General features: G+C 58.7%; 14 protein-coding genes. 2 read left to right on the forward strand and 12 right to left on the reverse strand.

Annotated elements, in window-relative coordinates:
* The 9 genes from VNL17_03820 to VNL17_03860 form a co-directional block, all read right to left on the reverse strand.
* Window positions 1-4,711, reverse strand: a 4,711-nt coding sequence (locus tag VNL17_03820; GenBank protein ID HXI83200.1) for a hypothetical protein, incomplete at its 3' end; no start/stop codon positions are given.
* Window positions 4,712-5,142: 431 nt separating this feature from the next.
* A complete protein-coding gene (locus tag VNL17_03825; protein HXI83201.1) occupies window positions 5,143-6,156 on the reverse strand; it encodes a PEP-CTERM sorting domain-containing protein in 1,014 nt (337 codons plus the stop codon).
* Window positions 6,157-6,243: 87 nt separating this feature from the next.
* Entirely contained in the window at window positions 6,244-7,173 is a 930-nt protein-coding gene (locus VNL17_03830; protein ID HXI83202.1) for a PEP-CTERM sorting domain-containing protein, read from the reverse strand.
* 477 nt (window positions 7,174-7,650) lie between these two features.
* Window positions 7,651-8,562, reverse strand: a complete 912-nt coding sequence (locus tag VNL17_03835) for a PEP-CTERM sorting domain-containing protein (GenBank protein ID HXI83203.1) — start codon at window positions 8,560-8,562, stop codon at window positions 7,651-7,653.
* Between the two features lie 401 nt (window positions 8,563-8,963).
* Window positions 8,964-10,172: a pilus assembly protein TadG-related protein gene (locus VNL17_03840; GenBank protein HXI83204.1), complete on the reverse strand. Its 1,209-nt coding sequence runs from the start codon at window positions 10,170-10,172 to the stop codon at window positions 8,964-8,966.
* Between the two features lie 71 nt (window positions 10,173-10,243).
* On the reverse strand, window positions 10,244-10,666 hold the full coding sequence (locus VNL17_03845) for a TadE family protein (GenBank protein HXI83205.1): 423 nt from the start codon (window positions 10,664-10,666) through the stop codon (window positions 10,244-10,246).
* Window positions 10,667-10,692: 26 nt separating this feature from the next.
* Window positions 10,693-11,109 (reverse strand): TadE/TadG family type IV pilus assembly protein, encoded by a 417-nt coding sequence (locus VNL17_03850; GenBank protein HXI83206.1) that lies wholly within the window; start codon window positions 11,107-11,109, stop codon window positions 10,693-10,695.
* A 320-nt stretch (window positions 11,110-11,429) separates the two neighbouring features.
* Window positions 11,430-12,194, reverse strand: coding sequence for a PEP-CTERM sorting domain-containing protein (locus VNL17_03855; protein HXI83207.1), 765 nt, complete (start codon window positions 12,192-12,194; stop codon window positions 11,430-11,432).
* Between the two features lie 369 nt (window positions 12,195-12,563).
* On the reverse strand, window positions 12,564-13,835 hold the full coding sequence (locus VNL17_03860; GenBank protein ID HXI83208.1) for an MFS transporter: 1,272 nt from the start codon (window positions 13,833-13,835) through the stop codon (window positions 12,564-12,566).
* 93 nt (window positions 13,836-13,928) lie between these two features.
* Here VNL17_03860 and VNL17_03865 point away from each other — a divergent pair, with 93 nt between their 5' ends.
* Both VNL17_03865 and VNL17_03870 read left to right on the forward strand, forming a co-directional pair.
* Window positions 13,929-15,098: a DUF6600 domain-containing protein gene (locus VNL17_03865; protein HXI83209.1), complete on the forward strand. Its 1,170-nt coding sequence runs from the start codon at window positions 13,929-13,931 to the stop codon at window positions 15,096-15,098.
* 140 nt (window positions 15,099-15,238) lie between these two features.
* Window positions 15,239-16,312, forward strand: coding sequence for an NADH:flavin oxidoreductase/NADH oxidase (locus tag VNL17_03870; protein ID HXI83210.1), 1,074 nt, complete (start codon window positions 15,239-15,241; stop codon window positions 16,310-16,312).
* A 118-nt stretch (window positions 16,313-16,430) separates the two neighbouring features.
* Here the strand turns inward: VNL17_03870 and VNL17_03875 are convergent, their stop codons facing one another.
* The 3 genes from VNL17_03875 to VNL17_03885 all read right to left on the reverse strand — a co-directional run bounded on the left by VNL17_03875 (window position 16,431) and on the right by VNL17_03885 (window position 19,578).
* Window positions 16,431-17,033 carry a PEP-CTERM sorting domain-containing protein gene (locus VNL17_03875; protein HXI83211.1) on the reverse strand — a complete coding sequence of 201 codons (603 nt, stop codon included), beginning with the start codon at window positions 17,031-17,033 and terminating at the stop codon, window positions 16,431-16,433.
* A 172-nt stretch (window positions 17,034-17,205) separates the two neighbouring features.
* Window positions 17,206-19,173 (reverse strand): acetate--CoA ligase, encoded by a 1,968-nt coding sequence (gene acs, locus VNL17_03880; GenBank protein ID HXI83212.1) that lies wholly within the window; start codon window positions 19,171-19,173, stop codon window positions 17,206-17,208.
* A gap of 123 nt (window positions 19,174-19,296) precedes the next feature.
* The gene (locus VNL17_03885; GenBank protein ID HXI83213.1) at window positions 19,297-19,578 is read right to left on the reverse strand and encodes a hypothetical protein; all 282 of its coding nucleotides are present in this window, start codon (window positions 19,576-19,578) and stop codon (window positions 19,297-19,299) included.
* Window positions 19,579-19,700: the final 122 nt, after the last annotated feature.

Below are 19,700 nucleotides of genomic sequence, written 5' to 3' on the forward strand. Positions count from 1 at the left end.
ACAGGAAGCTGTTGTTGAGATTGACCACGCCGCCGCCGCCGATGCCGCCGAAGCCGCTGATAAACACTGCGTTCGTGACCGTTGCGTTGGTGAGAACGCCCCCGAGAAGAGTAACCGTGCCGTTGTTGACCCACGCCTGCGCCGCGTTGAGCGTCGCGCCGTTGACTACCGTGATCGAGCCATTCTGCGTCGGGGCGACGAGGAGCGCGAGCACGCCGCTATTGACGTTGACGCTGCCTTTGTTAGCGAGCACGCCGCTGATCGTGCCGCTACCATTGAGGATGACGTCACCGGAGTTGACCAACGTGTTACTGACTGCGCCCAGGAACGCGAACGTGCCGGTGTTGGTGACCGGACCGTTGAAGAAGGTGTTGGCGGTGACGCCTACCGTCGCGGCGTTACTCAAGCCGCCGTTGAAGGTCGCGCCGGTAATGGCGTTGGTCAGCACGCCGGTGCCGCTGAGCACCATCAAGCCGTTGGAGTAGGTGCCGCCGTTGAGGTCAAACAACCCGCCGTTAACGCTGGCCGTCTGTGCGATGGTCGCGCTGCCGCTTACCGTGTTCGTGCCGGATGTCTGGATGAAATTGTTGCTGATCGTGCCGCCGAAAACCATGCGACCGCGATTGACGACCAGCGAATTGATGAAGCCCGAACCGTTGATCGTGCCGGTGTTCGTGAGTGTGCCGCCACTGATCGCGCCGGTCGCCGCGTTGCTGAGGACACCGCCGTTGGTCCAGGCGGGAAGAACATTCAAAGCGCTGGCGTTGGCGACGATGGCCGTACCGTTGTTGACGGGAGCGAGGACGAGCGTCAATGTGCCGCCAGTGGCGGTCATCGTGCCGTTGTTCACGATGAGATTGGAAACGGTGCCGAACCCGCTGAAGCCTTTGCCGGAAAGGTTCGTGACGGCGCCACCCGTCAGAGTTCCGCCGTTGATCTGGAGCGAGCCGCCGTTGGCCCAATCGGGAATTACTGTCAGCTTGCTGGAAGCGACGTTGATCGTGCCGCTGTTGACCGGAGCGGCGGTGAGCGTCGCGTTGTTGTTCAGGTTGAAACTGCCACTGTTGACCAGCGTATTGCTGATGGCGCCCTGGTAGAACATCACCCCCGTGTTCGTGAGCGCGCCGTTGAAGAAAGTATCGGCCGTGACTGCGATGGTGGCGGCGTTGCTAACGCTTCCATTGACCGTCCCTCCCGCGCCGTTGTTCGTGAACACGCCGGTGCCGCTGACCACCAGCGAGCCGTTGGTCAGGGTCTTGCCGTTGAGGTTAAAGGTGCCGCCGTTGACGAGCGTGTTGCCCGTAATCGTCACCGTGTTGTTCAGCGTCACGGTCCCCGCGACGGCGTTGACGAAGCTGTTGCTGATCGCGCCCTGGAAGAAGAACGCCCCGGTGTTCGTGACCGGGCCGTTGAAGAACGTATCGGCGGTGATGCCCACGACGTCCGCATTGCTCAGGCCGCCGTTGAACGTAGCGCCCGCAACGGCATCGGTGAGCACGCCGGTGCCGCCGAGAATCATCAGCCCGTTGGAGTACGTGCCGCCATTGAGATCGAAGAGCCCACCGGTGACCGTTGCGATGCCGGTGATCGTGCCCTTGCCGCTGATCGTGTTGGTGCCGCTGGTTTGCTGGTAATTGTTGCTAATCGTGCCGCCGAGCACGACGCGGCCCTGGTTCACCAACAGCGTGTTGACCGTGCCGAAGTTGGTCACGGTACCGCTGGCCAGGTTTGTCAGGTTTCCGCCGGTGGTTGCCCCGCCGGCGGCGATGCTGATGGTGCCGTTGTTCGTCCATGCCGGCGTGACGCTCAGGATGCCGCTGCCGGCGACATTGACGATCGCGTTTTGGACCGGGCCGGTGGCCAGAACCAACGTCCCATTGACGGCGGTTATCGTGCCGAGGTTGACTACGAGGTTCGAGATTGTGCCGAAGCCGGTGAGATTGCCGTTGGACAGGTTGGTGATGGTGCCGCTGCGCAATGTGCCGCCGGTCATGGAGATCGTGCCGAAGTTGGTGACGATGGCGTTTCCGAGGCTCAAGCTGCCACCGCCAAACGTCAGCGTCGCTCCGCTGCCGGCGCCGATGGTGCCCGCATTGCCGAAGGTGTTCGCATTGGTGAACTGCAATTCCACGGCGCTGCTGGTGGCGAAGATGTTGCCGAGGTTGACGATTTGCGACGCGTCCTGGACGATGCCGCCGCCGGTGATGGTGCCGCCCGCGAGGTTGGTGATGGCGGCGGTGCCGAGGTTGAGGATGGCGTTGTTGCCCGCGGCGCCTGCCAGGCTGATCGTGCCGAAATTTGTCAACGCCCCGAGGCCCGTAGTCGTGAGCGTGCCGCCGGGGCCAATGAAGACCGTGCCGCCCTGCGCGAAGAGGTTGCTGATCGTCAGTGTGCCGGCGACCGCCTGGATGCTGCCGAGGTTGTAGACGAGCGCTGCATTGAGCGTGCCGTTGCCAACGTTGGTGATCACCTCACCGACCGCGTTGGTGAAGTTCGCAGCGCTCTGGTACGTGCCGCCGGCCAATGTGAGAGTGCCCTGATTGACGAACACGCTCGTATTGGTCAGCACGTTCTCCAAGCGGATCGTCGCATTCGTGTTGAACAACGAGCTGATCGAGCCGCCGCCGGCGAACGTCAACGTGGCCGGCCCGACGCCCGCTACAGCCCGATATGCACCCGCGCCGCTGACCGCGCCCAGCAGGCGCAGTTCTCCGTTGGTGGCAGTGAGCAGGCCGCTGCTGACGGTGGTGCCGCTGAGAGTACCAAAGCCTGAGATGCTGCCGGCGTTGGTAATCGCGCCCGCGAACAGATTGCCGCCGCTCATCACGATGGTGGCGGCGTTGGAGACGGAGCCGGCGCTCGCCGTCAGCGTGGCGGAGTTGGTGATGACGCCAAAGTTGAAGATGTTGGAGGTCACGGTAAGGGTCCCGTTGGTTGCGAGGATGAAGCCGCTTGCGCCGTTGATGACGCTATTGGAGATCAACCCTCCCGAAACCGAAACGATCAGGCCGGCGTTGGTGAGCGACGCTTGAACGAGGGCGCCACCAAAGAGATTGATCGTACCGCTGTTTGTGACAACCAGATCGCCCGCAAGCCCGAACTTGTTGGTGCCCCCGTTGCGGACGTTCATCGTGCCCAGCAGCACAGGGTTTTTCACCAGCACCAAGGTGCCGTTGGTCGTATCGAGTATGCCACTGGCGGTATTGACCAGCAGATTTGTCACCACGCCGCCGCCCGTGACCGCCAGGAAGCTACCCGCATTGGTGATAACACCGTTACCGCCGATTGAACCACCGCCGAGGATGATGGTACCGGTGTTGTCGAGGTGATTGGAGATAGCCAGGCCAGTGCCCACGGTCGTCAGCCCGAGAATCGTGCCGGCGTTGGTGCCATTGCGGAAAGAGGCGGACAAGCCATTGAGGTCCAGCGTACCGCCGCCAAACACGCTCAGGTTGGTCGCCACGAGTTGCTCGGTGCCGCCCGCATTGTTGACCACGCTGTCTACAAGCCGTACGAAGCCAGTCTCGCCGAGGCTGTCGCCAACTTGAAACGTGCCGAAGACATAGTTATTCGCGCCGAAGCCGGCCACGCTGGCGACTTCGGCGGTTTGAATAATCGAGCCACCGCCATTGAACGTGAACGTGCCCGTATCGGCCTGAAACCCCGCTTTGTTGGCGCTCAGTGTGATGTTGCTGAAGGCTCCGCCGATCCGGATTTCGCCATTGTTGAGGTCAAGAGAATCGGTGATGAAATTGTTGCGAACAGTGACCACAGTTGCGGTGCTGCCACCGGCCACGACCAGGTAGGGCGTGGCGCCCGAGCCGGAAACGATCAGGTTCGATACGGTTACGGTGGGTGCGTTGAGTGCCAGTGTGTTTTGTGGACCCGATGCGACTGCCGAACCACCGGACAAACTTAACGTGCCCAGCACCGTCAGATTGCTGTTCACGATCACCTGGTTGATGGCAGCGGCATTGCCAGAGTTGCCGGTGATCTGGAAATTGTTGGAAACCGTGGTCAGGGCATTCACGTTAATCGTGTTCTGGCCGACGCCTCCCAGGAAGGTAAAATTTGACCCGATCGTGGTCACGCCAAGAATGTTCAACACAGTGGTCTCTTTGTTGGCGGCGACGGGGGCCTCGGTCGTCGCGTCAAAAGTCAGATTGGACTTGATGGATGTCGTACCCGCGAAGTTAAGCGTGAGCGTGCCAGCCTTGCTGAAGGATAGCATGCCGTCCAAGGTCGCGTTCAGCGCGGAGAAGGAGTTGCTGAACGTCGCGGTCAGGGTGTACGTACTCACGTCGACGGTGGCTGCCAGCAGAAAGTTGCTCGACAATGTCACCGGGCCGTTGAAGGTGATCGAATCGTTCGGAGTGGCAATGGAGCGACTGTCCGTGTTGGTGATGGTCAGGTTCTGGACGGAAAGTGCGTTGCCGACAGCGTTCGTTAACGAGGCCGGCCCGGTTTTGTTGGTCAATATGATCGCCATATCGTCGGTTGTGCCGGGCACAGCCCCACCCGTCCAATTGCTGCCCACCGCCAGGTTATTGCTGGAGCCACTGACCTGGTTGACGCCGACGCCGGTCCAGAAGATCGTCGCGGAGAAACCCGATATCGCGGTGAACATCACGGCGAAAAGGAAAAGCGTCACGAACGCGACGGTAGCGCGCGGCGCGATGATAGACGCGTGGCGTTGTCGAGAATTAATCATGAACTACGTTATTGACCCAGGCTCCCTTTGATCCCGAGGTGTGCGAGTCGCCCGATCTGCTCACGTCTTGGTGAGCTAAACTGCTTCTCCAAATTGTGGAGCAGAGATTACCAAATTAGCGTATGCCCTTGCAAGCCTTATGTTTAATAACCTACAGGGCGATTGCCTGGGGTGACACCAGATAAATTTCTAGACATGAAGAGATGTCAATCGGTCTCTCCGAGAGCACCCCAAAAGCTCCCTTTCGGGGAAATGTAGGATTTCTCGGGAGAATTAACGACGCGCGCCTCACAGAGGCGCGGCTACACCCGGAACGGCCCACGCTCCGAAGGCTTTCTGAGCGCGGCTACACCCGGAGAAATCATTTGGGCAACAAAAAAGCCGCCCGACCAGTGGATCGGGCGGCTCTCGCTGTGAAATCTGTCTGATTACTACTTGCGGCGACGGATAGCCAGCAGTCCCAGCAAGCCCACGCCCACCAGAGCGTACGACGTCGGCTCCGGAACGTTGACTTCGGCACCCGAGTGAAGGATCAGATCGAGGGTAGTGGCGCTGGTGGAAAGGGCGCCAATGACCCGCCCTTCATAACCGGTGTTATCATCGGCGGTTCCGGGGATACCGTCAGGCCCCACGCTAACGCCTTGCGCCGAACCGGTTCCCAGTCCGTCGATTGTGATATTGCGGCTCACCGCGAGAACCGTCCCAAAGAAGAGCGAATTGTCACCACTGACGGTCACAGTCGTACCGCCGCCGGTAATGTTGAAAAGCACGTTGGCCGACGTAATGCCGCCCTGGAGTACGATAAAGCTCTTGGTGAAGCTGAAGTCGCCGCTGACGTTTAGGACGAGAGTGGAGTTCGCCGCGCCGGTGATCGTCAGGATCGCGCCGCTGTTTTCAAGGAAGCTCGTGGCGGAATAAACTCCCGCTGTCAACGTCATGTTGGCCGAATTCAGGTTGATGGCGCCCAGCGACGTGCCGGTCAAGCCGGCGTAAAACGCGGATCGGTCGACGGCATTCTGCACGGCGGGCGAAAGATTAAAAGTGCCCGTCCCAACGCTATCCGGGTTGTTGCCCGGGTTGGCTGGCGTACTTCCAAATACGGTGCCGGAAACCGTGAAGTTCTTGTTGACGATGTCATAGGATGCGGGCGTGACCGGGCCGTCCACATACAGGTTGCCCTGGATGAATCCTTTTTGAAAGGTGCCGTTGCCGCTGGCGGTGAGATTTGTCGTATCCGCGCCCACGGCCACATCACCGTAGACTTCGGCTGTGTTGAGGGTCGAAGAGTCTGCGGCACCGACGGACATCGTTGAGCCAAGCCCAAAGACCGCATAGTTACCGGCAGCGCCGAGATCGATTTGAGCGGAGGCACTGGAAGCAACAAGAACCATCGGCAGCACAAGTGCTGCGCTAACAAGAAGTCCGCGAACTGACGAAACTCGCATATACCAGCCCTTTCCCACGTTAACCGACATTCCCGACCAACATGCGCACGTCTTGGTGTGCCGCTCGCTTCTCCAAAATCGTAAAAGTTACTTCTTGCGACGACGGAGGCCCAGCAATCCCAGCAAGCCCACGCCCACCAGCGCGTACGATGACGGCTCGGGAACCACGACGCCCCCATTGGAAGTGATCTGCATGTCGGAGCTGTCGCCACCAAACAGATGGCCGTGAATCGTCACACTGTTGATAGTGATGGTGCCATTCGGATCCAAATAGGTAACAAATTGATCCGCATTGTTCGCGGCTGTCAGCAAGGTGTCGCCGGCCATGAGGTTTGCACCGTTGAATATGTTGATCAATACGTGGTCGGGTGTGATCCCACCGGAAAGCGTGATCGCGCCGCTAAAGTGGGTGTTTACGCCAGCGCCATAGTTCAGGACCACGAAATCACTCGCACTACCGCTGATCTGAAGCGTGGAGCCCGCAACGAAACTCATCGAGCTAATGGTGAAGACATCATTGCCGCTTCCATCGAGAGTGCCACTTGAGGCGTTGACAGTCTGGGTGGCATTGTTCCCAATGCTGATCGCCAGAGCTGTTCCGGCCTCGGCGCCCAGGGTGGCGGAGAGAGCGTTGAGGTTGATGAGATCCGTGTTCACTTGGGAAACGTTGGCGTTGGTCGAACCAGTATTGTGTCCCGTGCCACTGTTCGCCAAGCTGATCGCCCCTGCAAAATTCAGATTGCCGGCAACCGTCACTGCATTGTTCAAATGCACCGTCGCAGTACCATTGCTCAAGTTGCCAATGCCAACGTTGCCCTGAATCACAGGATCCAGGTTTGCGCTGGAATTAACAGTAAAATTATGATTACCGGCACCCTCGAACAACACGGCGTAATTGCTTGCATCGCCGAGGCTGAATCCAGCGTTCGCCCGGATCGGCAGAAAAACGAAAACGCAGACCACGGAAGCCGAAACTACAAGTCCACGGCGGAAAAAACTGAAGTGCTTAATATTCATAACTCGCATGCCTTCCACAATCAGACCCATTTAACAGCACCCTACGTTAAAATTCCCTAACTACTCACGTCGTGGTGAGAAAATCGCTTCTCCAAACAGGCGAAGGTTACCAGACCGCCTCATTTGGTTGCAAGCTTTATTTTGAAAGGATTTGGGGGCATAATTACGGGTCGGTACTTAGGGAATGTCCCTACCCCGTACTAGGAAAAAAATCTTGCCAAAAACCCGTGTCACAACGCGATGGAAATGAGAGGCTATTTTGTCGCAATACGTTACAGGTTATGGACTTGCTGTGTCCAGCAAACTGTCCAAAAGGTAGTGTCTCGATTTGGATGGCCACGCTCCATCCTGGCCACCCGGAATCGTTGAAGGCCACGGACGCGACGGAGCGCGTCCCTCCAGACTGACGGCCAAGCCGTAAACAACAAGGCCGCCCGACCAGCCGGTCGAGCGGCTCTCTTTGTGAAATCAAACTGATTACTTCTTGCGACGTACAGCGAGTAATCCTACCAAGCCCACGCCCACCAACGCGTAGGATGACGGCTCGGGGACGGTGACTGTTCCGCCGGAGACGATCTGCATGTCACTGGAGTCTCCACCGAAGACGTGACCCGTCAGATTTACACTGTTCATTGTGATCGTGCCATTCGGATCCAGAAATGTGCCGGATTGACTCACGCCGTTCGCGGCAAATTGCAGGGTGTCGCCGCCCGTAAGGTTCGCCCCGCCGATCAGGTTGAACAAGACCTGGTCGGGAGTGATTCCACCGGTGAGTTTGATGGCCCCGGAAAAATGGGAATTGAAGTTGAAGTTAAGAACCACGAACTGGCTCGCACTACCATTGACGATGAGCGTGGCTCCGTTAACGAAACTCATCGAGCCAACGGTGAACACGTCGTTGCCGCTTCCATCGAGAGTGCCGCTGGCGGCGTTGACAGTCTGGGTGGCATTGTTCGCAATGCTGATGTTCAGGGCTGTTCCGGCCTCGGCGCCCAGTGTGGCGGAGAGGGCATTGAGGTTGATGAGGTCCGTGTTCACCTGGGAAACATGCGCGTTGGTCGTGCCATTAATAACAGCGTTAGCGCTAATACTGATGTTCGATGAGAAATTAATGTTGCCATTAATTACCGCCGGATTGTTGAATTGTGCCGTCGGAAAACCGTTAGATAAGCTCCCAAGACCGATATCGCCGAAGATCGTGCTGCCGTTGACCGGACTGCTATTGATCTGCAAATTATGGGCGCCAGCTCCCTCGTAGAGCACTGCATAGTGAGAGGCATCGCCGAGAGAGAACCCGGCATCACATTTACCCGGTAGAAAAATCGAGGCGCACAACAAGACAACAAGTGCTGCAAAACCGCCCCGACAAAAAAAGTGCTCAATACCCATGTGCGAGTTACCTTTCTATAACCACACCGCGTTAACTGCGACCTACGCCACCATCTAGAACTCGCGTACTTCAGGGTATGAAGCACTCTCCCCAGATCGTGTGAAGGTTACCACTCGTCTGATGGACTTGCAAGCCATATTTTCAAAGGGACGCGTAGGATATAGAGGAAGGGGGACATGGGACTTCTTCCTACCCCCTAGAACAGAATTCTTGCCAGAAATACGCCTCCCCACGGATCGTACAGCGGGAAGCGTTCGTCGCCCAGAGCCAGTTGATGGTCGAAGACCTTGGGTACGTGAGGGATCGAACTACGGCCACGATCATCAGCGGAGTGGCCAGCCGTTGGCGAATTCAAGTGACGGTCATACCCAGACCCGGCCAAGCGGGGACTTCGGCTGGTCTATTCGTACAGGTACACGCCCGACGGGCCGGCTGACCCCGAATTGATCAAAAGGGACGAGCCCGAAAGCTTCACGGTGTAGCCGAGCAAGTTACCTTGGAGCGAAGCGTTCGACGAGCCCGACATGTTAATTCCGGAGTTCGGGGCGTAGATGATGCCAGTCCACGAAGAACCGCTGCCGGAAACGTTCAGCGCTATATGGCCGGGGGCCGACGCGTCGGAAATGGCAGAGTAGTAAAGCAGCCCCTGAGCGTACGGTGTCCAAGTGGAACTGCCGCTGCTGATGATAATGGAGCCCGTTGCCACAATCGTCACATTCGCGGTGACGGAGGGGGTGGCGAAATTCACATTCCCGGCCACATAATAGATGCCGGGATCCATTACGCCGCTGTGCACGTACGTTGACAGGCTGCTGTTGCCGACAATGCTATGATAATAAGTGGCTCCGGCCGCCACGGCTTGTGAGCCTCCGGGCGCGTAGTCGGCGATGTTGAACGTCACCGGATACGGCTGGCAAGAAGTATCCGTGGTGAACGAACTGGAAGGGGTTGTTGCTTTCCCCGCCAGCCCGGCTGGACTCACCCCTCCGCTTCCCGTCGAAATTGTCGAGTTTGAGATGGTGTTATTTGAGCCGGACATGTTGAGATCGCTGTTCGAACGGATGTCCCCTATAACCAGATAGGTGCCGCCACTCCAGTCGATGACCTTGCTGTTGCTGGGCTGGCCGCACTTGTTAGCAAAGATCGCCGGGATCCCTTTGGAGCATTTGGCGGCGCCAACAGCGGCCGGCTGGAACGCTGCAAAGCCAACAACCCTCCCGAAGTATGCCGGAGTCGTGCTTCTGGTGCTTACCTCCACCCCCGTTGCGTCCGAAGGAACGGATCCGTTCGGAAGCGTGCCACCGGTATGCGCGCCGCTGGCGGTTGTATAGTAGGCGGTCACCGTAATGGCGCTCAAGTGATTTGAATTGGAGTTCACATAGTTTTGGACCTCCGACCAGATCGCAGAGTCGGATCCGCTGGCGCACACGAGTCGGGCGCCTGCCAGGGCCGCCGCATCCGCGGCATTTTGTAGTTGCCGGCGTTGCGTATAGGCATGCCCGACGTCGATCGCCAGGGCCGCGAATCCAATAAGAGCCACCAACGCGATAACGACCAGCACCAGCACCTGGCCCGAGCGATCTGCGGCCCGGCTGTGGCGAGGGTTCACCACACACCCGTCCCTTCTGAAAGGGTGCAAACTCATGAAGACGGGCGACAGTGTGAGCCTCCGGAGCAGGCTCATGACTGCCTCTCAATCCGCATGGTGGAACTGTTGGTAATGGAATGTGACCCGAACAATGGCATAAACGACGGTATCGTGTACTGGAGTGTCACCGTGATTCGGCTGTCCGCATTGGTGTTGCCGTCGGGACGCGTTATATCGATATGAACCTGCGAATTGTTCGCGAAGGAGAGGTGTTTCACGACGTTGGTCTTAATCAGGCTGTCATCGCTGGGGTGTATCGAACCGTATCGAGCGCCATCGCGGGCGGCATTGTTCAGGTCATTGATTGCGAAATAGATGAACCCGATTTGAAATACACTGAGCGTCAGGAGGATCACAATCGACGCGACCAGGCCGAACTCCACGAGCACCGCCCCGCGTTGGGATCGCTGACCGTCGGGTCTCCTTTTGTGGCGCGTCTCAGTTATGTTTCTCACAAGCTCCTTCGCGGGATCAGCCCAGGTTAAAAGATGACCATCGTGCAGTCGCGAGTAAACGTGACTACGTTTGTGCCGACAATGCCGTTTGCCTGCAACAGAGGGAGCAAGATCGGTGAAAAGCTGAACGCTATCCTAACCGTGATCGGAGCACCCGAGGTGGTCCCCAAAGACGTGGTGACGGTGATCTTGTTCGAATCGATCGTTACACCCGAACCAACAGCTTCTTCCAGGACACGGGCCTTTATTCCACTGACATCGGTTGGCTGAGTTGCGCCATATCGCGCCCCTTGTCGCGCGGCGTTTTCGATGACGTCAACTTTGCTGAATGCACTCCCAAAAGTGAGGGCCCCGCCGATCAAAACAACGCAAAGAGGCAGGCTGAGCGCCATCTCGACCAACGCGGAACCATTTGACCGATCTCGCCTTTGTGGCGGTGTCACACACTTTTTCCATGGGGAAGCCGATGGGCTGAAGGCACTTAGGCCAACGAGAGAAATGGCATGGCGGAGTGTCTCAGACACAACCGTCAAGAATAAAGCTACAGCCGAGCAGTCCATAGGAGCATAACCAGCATCCTCCGCGCCAAAACGCCCCGAAATATGGCCCCAGGTGAGCGTGTTGTAGAGCGCTCCCGGTTATCGTGTCCGATGAGCGGTTACACGGCCAACCGTAGCCGTTTCGTGAGGTCGGCGATCTGCCCATAAACAAAAGAGCCACCCGACCCGTAGATCGAGTGGCACTCGTTGTGAAAGTAAACTGATTATTTTTTGCGCCGACGGATGACGAGCAAGCCGACCAAGCCCGCACCCACCAACGCCATGCTGCTGGGTTCGGGAACGAGAGTTCCCGGCAGGTTTGGCTCACTTAGTGCCGTGCCGTACTGGAAGTTCACGTTGGTGATGGCGCCCAGGCTGCCGCTCCAGCCGCTGAGGACAAAGACCATGGAAGGCTGTATGTATGTCTTACTGCCCAACCCGCCCAGATCCGAACCGGCATAGCCCGTCGACAGTATCCCATAAGCCGAGCCATCCAGCATGTCACCGGGGCTGGCGAAATTCCCGACATCAAAATTATTATTGTAGCCCGAGCTAGCGATGCCCGCGGTCGCCCCACTTGGGTTATGAGGACCGCTCGCATACTTCCATTCCTCTCCAAGAACGCTTGGACCCGGGGCCAGGGAAGACGTTGTTCCGATCCATTCGACGCTTCCCGCGCCAGCCGTGGCAGAGACTGGCGTCAAACCGTCAGCGCCGGAAAAGAAAAGGCCGGTTAATACATGGGCCTGATCGGGCGTGTCTCCCGTGTACGTGTTCACGAGGGTTATTGTCAACAGGCTTCCACTGTTGGAAAATGTCGCAATCGCACTCAGCATCTGGACTGCATTCGAGCCGCCGAATGTTATGGTGGCTTTCGCCGGGATCGCTGCGAAAACGCAGGCGGCCAATGTCAAAGCGATGAAGAATCTGAGAAAGGAAACCTGAATGTGTGTGGAAGTTGTCCTTGTCCTCATAAGTGTACTTGCCATCGTCTTCCCTTTGTTAATTGCGACTCCCTACGGCGGCCACATCACGGTAGGCACGCTGCTGCTCCAGGCTGAGGAAGTGTAACAGATCACATAGTTCGCCTGCAAGCCTTGTTTTACAAGGGATGCATAGGATGCGTGGTAGTTTGTGATATCGGAAAAGTTCCTATCTAAAATTATTACTTAGACCCAAAAATCCGTGGCAAAATAAACTACTTTGGCGGCAGGGTGGAGATAGCCACATGCGCCGCGGCGGATCGCTGTAATAAGTTACAGGTTATAGCTGTGCTGCTTGGTCATCAGCGAGGTTACCAGTGGGTCGGCAGTGTTGATGTGATGGTTGGTCGTCTAACCGCGGGCAAAAACCCGCGACTACAGGGACAACGGAAGCCGTTTCGTGGGGTCGACGGCCAGCCAGCAGAGGGCGGCCAGGACGTAACAGGCGGCGACGGTCATTAATGACAGGTTCCACGCGCCGTGGCGTTGGAGCCATTCGCCGATCACCAGCGGACTGATCGCACCGCCGAGATTCCCGAGCATGTTCATCATGCCGCTGACCACGCCGGAGTGGATGCCGCCGATTTCAAGGCAGACGGCCCAGCCCGGAGCGACGGCCAAGGCCGCGAGCAGTGCAGCCAGCGCGAGCAGCCATGCGGCGGCGATGGGGTTGGACGTGTACACGGCGGCGAACATCGTGATTGCGGCCAGGGGCAGGCCGACGATGCCCGGTAGGCGTCGGCCGATCTTCAGACCGAGACGGCGGACGAGCACGTCGCTGACGAGACCGCCGCAGAGGACGCCGGTGGCGATGCCAATCAGCGGGAGTGATGATAGCCAGCCCGCGTGTTGTAGATCAAATCCGCGCGCGCGCATCAGGTACGTTGGCAACCATGTGAGGAAAAAGTACCAGCCATAGATCACGCCGAAATACATAAAGCACACGGCCCAGACGCTGGGGTTGGCCAACAGACTCCGCCACGGCACGCGCTCGTGAGGCGTCGGCGGCTGACAGCCGATCGCCCGCAGTTCCGCTTCGTTCACCGCGGCGTGGCGGTGCGGATCGTCACGGAACCACCAGTACCACGCGAGCGCCCAGACCATACCCACACAGCCGAAGATGGGGAAGGTGTGCCGCCAGTGCATTCGATTCAGCATCCAAACGACCAGCGGCTGAGTGATTGCGCCGCCGAGCGCGCCGGTCATTACCGCCAAGCCGAACGCACGTCCATGTTCGCGGGCGGGAAGCCAGCGCGCGAACGCCCGGGCCATGGAGGGAAAACAGCCCGCTTCACCGACGCCAAACAGCATACGAATCAGGAACAGGGAGACGAATCCCGTCGCCAAACCTGTCACGGCGGTCATTACAGACCACCAAACTACGATGCGCGTCAGCATCAGCCGCGGGCCGAATCGATCCGCCAGCCATCCGCTCGGTATCTCCATCAGCGCATAGGCGAACGTGAAGGCGCTGAAGACGCGACCCATCTGCGCGTCGTTGAGGCCCAGGTCGGTCTTCATGGCGGGCGCAGCGGTGGAAATGCAAACGCGGTCGAGATAGGCGATGGCGGTGAGTACCAGCATGAAACCCAGCACGCCGTAGCGGATGCGAGTGGGATGAGGCGAATCGTTGCGGGGGCGATCCACGGGCCTGTTTATAGCGTGCCTCGTGCGTATTGGGCGACGTTTATTTGCATGAGGCGCAAAATGGCGTAAATTTATTGTAGATAGGAGGCAGACATGAAAGCGATCAGGGTAGTGGTTTTGGCGGTGACGTTTGGAGTTCCCTGGCTTATGTCGCACGATGTTAGGGCGGCGGATGTCTCGGTCGGGGTTGAAATCAATTCGCCCAACGACTTTTACGAGCCATTATCGGCGCAAGGCTATTGGGTGGAAGTTGGGTCGTACGGGCGATGCTGGCATCCCTATGCTGTCGATGTGTCGTGGCGTCCCTACTGCGAAGGTACATGGGTGTGGACGGACGACGGCTGGTATTGGCAGAGCGATGAACCGTGGGGTTGGGCGTGCTACCATTACGGACGCTGGTGGAATGATCCGTACTACGGTTGGGTTTGGGTGCCTGACACTGTGTGGGGGCCGTCGTGGGTTTGCTTCCGCGAGGGCGGTGGCTACTGCGGTTGGGCGCCATTGCCGCCGGGAGTTGCTTTCGGCTTCAGCGGCGAGCTGGTGATTGGCGCCATACCATCGCCCTGGTTCGTGTTCGTCGGCGAACGCCATTTCGGCGAGCGTATCCGGGCGCGGACTGTGATTATCAACAACACGACGATCATTAACCAGACGAGGATCAACACGACGATCCGGAAGGTAAATAACCGGGTGGTCAATGAAGGCCCGCGCGTGCAGGACCTGCAGCGGGTGAACCACGAGCGGATCCAGACTTCAACCGTCCAGGCAATGCGCCAACGCGAGAAGATCCCTCCCGCTGTCCACCGTACGGCGCCGCAACAGCCGGGGATTCAGCGCCAGAATGAACGGCCTGGCGAGCGGCCCGCCACCGAACCGCAGCGCGAAAATCAGCGGAACAATCCGCCGGAGATAATTCGCGGGACGCAGCCAGGGGAGAGACCGCAGCGTAATGAGCCACCTCCGGCGGAGCGACAACAACGGAACCAGACGCTGCCAGCAGAGAGACCAACACGCAATGAGCCGCCTCCTGTTGAACGGCAACAACGGACTGAGCCGCCGCCAGCGGAGAGACCGCAGGGCAACGGTCCGCCAGTCGAGCGGCGGGGTCCCCCCGAACAGCGCCCGAGCGAACCGCCTCATGGCGAGAAGGTAGCTCCACCACCTGCTCCGCACGAAAAACCTCCGCCTCAAGAACAGCGGGGCGAGCAGCACCAAGAGCCCGGTCCGGAAAGGGGCAACGAACAGCCGGACAAAGGGCGTTAGCCGACTCGAAATCCTGGAATGGCAGACATGGCAATGAGTGGTGCTCATTGCCATGTCTGCTGTAGTTGATGATTTTTCTTGCCGACGCGCGGTTGCGCCCTACGATGCGCGGCGAAGGCAATCTTACGACCGCTGAAGCCATGCCACATCTATTTGAACCATTTACATTGCGCGGGTTGACACTCAAACATCGCATCGTCGTCTCACCGATGTGCATGTATTCGAGCCGGGATGGATTCGCCAACGATTGGCATCTTGTGCATTTGGGGAGTCGCGCCTGCGGCGGGGCGGCGCTGGTGTTTACCGAGGCGACATCAGTGGAGGCCGAAGGGCGCATTTCACCCGACGATCTGGGGTTGTGGAAGGACGAGCACATTGAGTTTCTGAGGCGCATCACGACGTTCATTAAGTCGCAAAGCAGCGCGCCGGGCATTCAATTGGCGCACGCGGGTCGCAAGGCCAGCACGCTTTCGCCGCAGGAAGGGAAGCGCGGCATCGTCTCGAAAGAAAATGGCGGCTGGATGCCGCTCGCGCCAAGCCCGATTCCTTTCAATCCCGGCGATCCCTCGCCGGAGGAACTGACCGTCGAAGGTATCCAGCGGATCGTGCGGAAGTTTCGGGAGGCCGCTGCGCGAGCGTTAGCCGCCGGGTTCGAAGTCGTCGAAATGCATTCGGCGCATGGTTATCTACTCAACGAATTCCTCTCGCCACTCGCGAACCATCGAAAGGATGCGTACGGCGGTTCCTTTGACAATCGTACCCGAATCGTGCGGGAAGTCACGGCGGCGGTTCGTGAGGTGTGGCCGGAGAGCAAGCCGCTTTTCCTGCGCATCTCCGCGACCGACTGGAAAGAGCCGGAAGGTTGGACCATTGAGCAGTCGGTGGAATTGGCGAAGATGGTGAGAGGGCTGGGCGTGGACTTGATTGATTGTTCTTCTGGCGGACTGGTACCTGACGCCAAGATTCCCGCTGCGCCCGGTTACCAAATCCCCTTCGCCGAGAGAATTCGTCGCGAAGCCGGTATCGCCACCGGGGCGGTCGGGCTCATTACCACGACTGCCCAAGCTGATGAGATTATTCGCGCTGGCAAAGCGGATCTGGTCCTGATGGCGCGCGGATTCCTGCGCGATCCGTATTTCCCGTTACGTGCCGCCGCCGAGCTTGGCCATGACATAGAGTGGCCAAAACAGTATTTGCGGGCGAAGGGAAAGTAACGCGAAGTTTGAATGCGCAACGCGTCCTCACTGGTTGGGGGGGAGTACCCAACCAGTGAAGCCTCTCTGGCTGATGGCCAGGAGAGGTGCGAGACGTGCTTGAACCAGGACGGAATTATTACTTGCGTGATCGAAAGCGCAATCGGCGGCAGCCAATTCCGAAGGCGGCAGCGACTATTCCGAATCCGACGAGGGCAATCGAAGAGGGTTCAGGAACGGCGGTGACCTGTTGCGCGAGTAAGCTCGTGCTATCTCCTCCCTCGATACTTTGACTATAGAGGAACGTGGTCAGTTCCGGGTAATAGCCGAAAACTGAATCGTTTCCCGCCAATTCGTTCGACGTGACGGTGCTGGTGAAACTGAATTGCAGTTGGCCGTTCGGGTTCAATGGCGCGGTCGTCGTCGTATAGCGGACGGAATAGCCGCCATAATAGCCAGTCTCCACGAAGGTATCCCATCCGGTCGGGGCCGTCTCAGCCGTGGGACTGACGCTCATGAAATCGAGGCCCGGGATCCAGCTAAACCAGAGCGTTTCGATCGGGCTGGTCGAGGTGGAGTGATTGTTCAACGTGAGCGTATAATTGAATGCACCCCCGCCCGCATCCTGGCTGCTGATGGTGACCGCAGCATCAATGGTCGCACGGGCATCGCGCGTCGTGACGCATATGAGCAGCCCAACCACGCAAATTGAGATGACAGATGACCTGAATACGTGTGCCATAATGCCCCCTTTTGAGGTCGTAGCCCCCCACTTCCTCATCGAATCCTGTTCCAAGATTAAACCGAAAAACATACCCTATTGGTAGTGAGAGGAACGGGCGGAAGATTTGTTCCGGGGGTGGGCTATACAGCGGTAGGCGGGCCGCTCACCCTACAATTTCAAGGGAAAGTCATCACTCCTCATCTGCTCTTAGCTTGGCGATGACGTTTAGGTCTTCCAGCGTAGTGGTATCGCCTTTGACTTCGCCGCCGGCGGCGATTTCTTTCAGGAGGCGGCGCATGATTTTGCCGCTGCGGGTTTTGGGGAGGGCGTCGGTGAAACGGATATCGTCGGGCTTGGCGATGGGGCCGATTTGGGTGGCGACGTGGGCGCGGAGTTCTTCCTTGAGCGAGGGCGAGACGTTGACGTCGCTGCGGGCGGTGACGAAGGCGACGAGGGCCTGGCCTTTCAGCGCGTCGGGGCGGCCGACGACGGCGGCCTCGGCGACTTTCGGGTGCGAGACGAGGGCGCTTTCGACCTCGGCGGTGCCGATGCGGTGGCCGGCGACGTTGAGTACGTCGTCGATGCGACCGACGATCCAGAAATAACCGTCCTTGTCGCGGCGGCAACCGTCGCCGGTGAAATAGACGTGCGGAATCTCACTCCAGTATTGGCGCTGAAAGCGTTCGGGGTCGCCGTAGATGGTGCGGAGCATCGACGGCCAGGGACGGCGGATCACCAAGTAGCCGCCCACGTTTGCAGGAAGTTCCTTGCCTTCCTTGTTGACCACGGCGGCATCGACGCCGAAGAAGGGCAGGGTGCCGCTGCCGGGTTTCGTGGGGATCGCGCCGGGCAACGGCGTGATCATGATCGAGCCGGTTTCCGTCTGCCACCAGGTATCGACGATGGGACAGCGTTTTTTCCCGATGACGTTGTGGTACCACATCCACGCCTCGGGATTGATCGGTTCGCCGACGGTGCCGAGGAGGCGGAGGGAACTGAGGTCGTGTTTGTTCGGCCACTGATCGCCCCAGCGCATGAAGGCGCGGATGGCGGTTGGCGCGGTGTAGAGGATGGTGACTTTGTATTTGTCGATGATGCGCCAGAAACGGTCCGGCTCGGGCCAATTCGGCGCGCCCTCGTACATGAGGGTCGTCGCGCCGTTGGCGAGCGCGCCGTAAATCGAGTAGCTGTGGCCGGTGACCCAGCCGATGTCGGCGGTGCACCAGTACGTGTCCTGTTCCTTCAAATCGAAGACGTACTTTGTGCTGAGATACACGCCGAGGAGATAGCCAGCGGTGCTATGCAGCACGCCCTTGGGTTTGCCGGTGCTGCCGCTGGTGTAGAGGATATACAACGGATGTTCGCTATCGAGTTTTTCAGCGGGGCAATTCGCATCGACGTGCTGCAATTCGTCATGCCACCAAACATCGCGGCCCTCCCGCATCGTGACCTCGGAATTGGTGCGGCGGAGGACGATGACCTTGGCGATGGACGGGCATTGTTGCAGCGCGTCATCGACGTTTTTCTTCAGCACGACGGTTGTGCCGCGCCGATAACCGCCATCGGCAGTGATGACCATCTTCGCGCCGCAATCGTGGATGCGGTCGATGAGTGCCTGCGCGCTGAATCCGCCGAAAACGACCGAGTGCGTCGCGCCAATGCGAGCGCAGGCGAGCATGGCGATGGCGGCTTCGGGAACCATCGGCATGTAGATGATGATGCGGTCGCCTTTGACGATGCCATTGCGTTTGAGCACGTTGGCAAAGCGGCAGACTTCGCGGTGCAACCCGACGTAGGTGAGCACGCGCTCTTCGCCGGCTTTGCCGGTCGTGGCCGGTTCGCCTTCCCAGATGATCGCGGCCTTGTTGCGGCGCGGGCCATCGAGATGGCGGTCGAGGCAGTTGTAGGAGAGATTGATCTGTCCGCCGACAAACCATTTCGCAAACGGCTCGTCCCATTCGAGCAATTTCTTCCACGGCTTGAACCAGTGGAGTTCCTTGGACATGCGCGACCAGAATTTCTGTGGGGACTTAATCGATTCGGCGTAGAGTTTGCGATACTGCGCGAGCGATTTGATGTGGGCCTGCTTGACGAACGCGGCGGACGGCTTGAATTTGCGCCCCGCTTTTTGCAACGACGTGATGTCGGTCTGTGCCATGAGATCAATCTCCTGAAAGCGTTCCCGTTGCCGGCACCGCATAGTAGCGGCGGAGGACGTTTGCGGTCAAGAGAGGCGAGGGGAACCTAACGCGCAACCTCAAGCAATGGAATTGACAAGCGCTCAAATCTTGTACCGGGCAAACACATAACACGATACCAACGCCCACGTGAGCGCGGCCATGCCAATGATGCGCATCTCGAAATCGCTCACTGCCTCAAGTCCTCGAATCCTCCGCAATGACTCTCGTCCCCAAAAACACCTGTAGAAAATCGTAGCTCCGAAGATGGCACCGCCAATGGACAGTATGCTATCGCTTTTTCCGCTCTCCCGATACAGGAACTGTACAACTGCTCCGGCAAGTCCGACACCGGTGAGAATGATGCTGACCGGGGATACTTTCATCGCATTCCGGCTATCCATGTTGTTAGCACAAACTCAGTTTGTCATGTCGCTGCTATTACCGGCAAGGGACAAACTGGCGGGTATGCCCCATGCCCGAGCGGGGCCGGTACCCGCTTTCCGCT

This window comes from Verrucomicrobiia bacterium (assembly GCA_035577545.1).
In the GTDB taxonomy this organism is placed as follows: domain Bacteria; phylum Verrucomicrobiota; class Verrucomicrobiia; order Palsa-1439; family Palsa-1439; genus Palsa-1439.